Source organism: uncultured Anaerovibrio sp., from assembly GCF_947302755.1.
GTDB lineage: Bacteria > Bacillota > Negativicutes > Selenomonadales > Selenomonadaceae > Anaerovibrio.
Genome location: NZ_CAMYWM010000210.1, coordinates 1 through 2,663 on the forward strand (window position 1 = coordinate 1; position 2,663 = coordinate 2,663).

The 2,663-nt window shown below is 42.5% G+C and carries 2 protein-coding genes; both read right to left on the reverse strand.

Translation table 11 applies throughout. The annotated features are described in order from the left end of the window. Positions 1–133: 133 nt before the first annotated feature. A complete protein-coding gene (locus Q0Y54_RS12560; RefSeq protein ID WP_297968655.1) occupies positions 134–910 on the reverse strand; it encodes an ATP-binding protein in 777 nt (258 codons plus the stop codon). A gap of 4 nt (positions 911–914) precedes the next feature. Further along, a complete protein-coding gene (istA, locus tag Q0Y54_RS12565) occupies positions 915–2,450 on the reverse strand; it encodes an IS21 family transposase (RefSeq protein WP_297968657.1) in 1,536 nt (511 codons plus the stop codon). Between the last annotated feature and the right edge of the window lie 213 nt (positions 2,451–2,663).

Sequence of the window (2,663 nt, forward strand, 5' to 3'; positions counted from 1 at the left end):
AATGCTGTATGCCAGTAATCGATGCGGGCCATTATTGCCTCATCCAGTGCACAGGTGGATATTCTTGTCCGAGGAAACCGTGTGTCCGGACTGGAGGAAACCGGCTGTCCGGACAACGGAAACCGCAAATTAATTACTCACGCAAGCTTTTATCGAGCCCATAAACTTCCCGCATTGAAATATCCTTATTAGGATCAATGCTTGTTATATTAATTGAATAGCTGTCATGAGCAATCCTATCAATGATTGCATCTGACAAAGGGCTGGCTGCACCACCCAATTGGTCGTACCACTCAGTCCGATTATATTGTGAACAGAATATGGTGGAGCTTTTATGACATCTCCTGTGGAGGAGCTCCAAGATATCCCTTTGCTCACTTTCCGTTGGCTTTAGCAGAAGCCATTCATCGATTATTAAAACGGCTGGCTTGGCATATTTTTCAATTACTTTGTTAAAGGTATGCTCGTGTCTAGCCATATCTATCTCGATGAAGAAATCTGGTAACCTGATATACATGGCTTTGTAGTACTGTTTACAGGCTTCAATGCCGAGAGCACAGGCCAGAAATGTTTTACCGCAACCAGTAGCTCCTGTTATAAATATATTCCTATACTCAGATATGTATTCACAGGTAGCCAAACGCATTATAAGGTCCTTATTCAGTTTTCTTCCCGATGTATAATTTATATCCAATACATTGGCTGATGGCTGGTCAAAGGACGCACTTTTGATGAGACGCTTTAGTTTGTTGCTCTTTCTGGTGTTGTATTCAATGTCTACCAGAATACCAAACTGTTCTGCAAAATCCATGTCATTGTAACGTGGATCTCTGATTTGGTTAAAAAATGCGTCAGCCATTGCTGTAAGCCGCATTTCAATTAGCTTTTCTCGTGTACTCTGATTAGTCATGACCTCACCTCCGATAATAGCCAGTTCCACGCGTGATACCATGTGGTGCGACACTGGAAATTGGTTCATTGACACTTAGAAGTTCTGTCCCTTTGGTGACAAGTATATTTTTAATGCTCTTGTAGCTTGGAGCAGAAGTGAATAAGAGGCTCTTTTGACAGGCTGCTTCCAGCATTCTGGCTGAATATTTATCGGCCAGCTTCAGCAGCCCCATACAACTGCGATAGGCTTGTTGTTCCACTTTGTGGGAGGCGAGTATATTGGTAACCACTGTATATGTATTGACGCCAATTTTTGAGGCCCAGTTACGGAAGCGGTCACCGTTCCATTGTAAGTATTCCTGATGGTCCTTTGGCATATGTTCCGCAATTGTACTGTATTGCCCAGAGCGGCCGTACATCCGCATATGCGAGGCAACTCTTGCCTGATTGTAAAATATCTCTATTATTTTATCTGTAACCCTAATGCTGACTTTTTTCTTTATTAATTCATAAGGAACAGAGTATAGCATTCCTGCAACTGATATGTGATAATTGAATTGAACTGTTGCGGTTTTCAATTCGCATAGTTCAAAACGGGTAGCAGGCAAGGGTGCCAGATATGGCTTTTCTTCCCCAAGAAAAATACTTTCCCTGCTGCCTTCCTTTTTTTGAAAAGGCCGTTGGTTGAATAGTATTAATCTTTGACGTATGGCTTTATTAAGCTCATACAATGAGAAGAACTGTTCGTTTCTAAGGGCAGCAATTATCCATGTGGATATATTACCTACAATGCCTTCCGCATTTGGCTTATCCTTTGGTGTTCTCACTCTGGCAGGAATAATAGCAGTGCCATAGTGTTCTGCCAGTTCTTGGTATGATTGATTAATGCGTTGCTCGTCCCAGCTGCCAGTATGCAACACTGCGGTTTTGCAGTTGTCCGGTATTAGGATTTTTGAAACACCACCAAAAAACTCATACATATGAACATGGGCACTAATCCAGGATTTTTGCTTCATGTCCATAAATGCTTCTACGAAAGCATATTGGCTGTAGGAAAGAACGCCAACAAAGACGTAAGCCTTTACCGGCTTTTCTGTCTCTGGATTGGTGAAATGTGCCACATCGCCAGCCCAGTCTACTTCAATCTGTTCAGCAGGGTTGCGCTTAATATGCATGGATGCTCTGTGCTTTTGCTCATATTGTTGAACATAGTAGCAAAACTGGGAATACATAAGGGGCAACTCATTAATCTTCTTGCAGTCTTCCATATATTCCATCCACAGAAGTTTCTTGCTTACGCCGTTATGCATTAATTCTTTTCGAATGTGTTCAAAATTAGGCATAGCCCTTGTAGAAGCTTCCTGTCTGGAAGATGGGAAAAACTTTGCAGCCAAGGCTGCGTCGGTGTCGTTTTCGTCAAGCGGCCAATGAATGTTTAATTCTTTTGCTCGCTTTAGAACACGGTTTACAGTTTTCTTGGAGACACCGCAGCTATCTGCGATACTCTGTTGGCTTAATCCAAGACTGCATAGCCTTAGGATCTCACGATATTTGGTCATATATATGACCTCCCCTAAATTAAATTTGCACTTAAGTGCATAATTTAATTTTATGGGCATCCATTAACGGTTTCCAGCACCGGAATGCCGGTTTCTTTACTGCCGGAAATGCGGTTTCCTACCGCCGGACAGATGGGACACGGAGACCAGATTATTCACACAGGCCAATGGATCTGGCTCAGATGGCACATAATACAGGCTAGAGCGATTAAT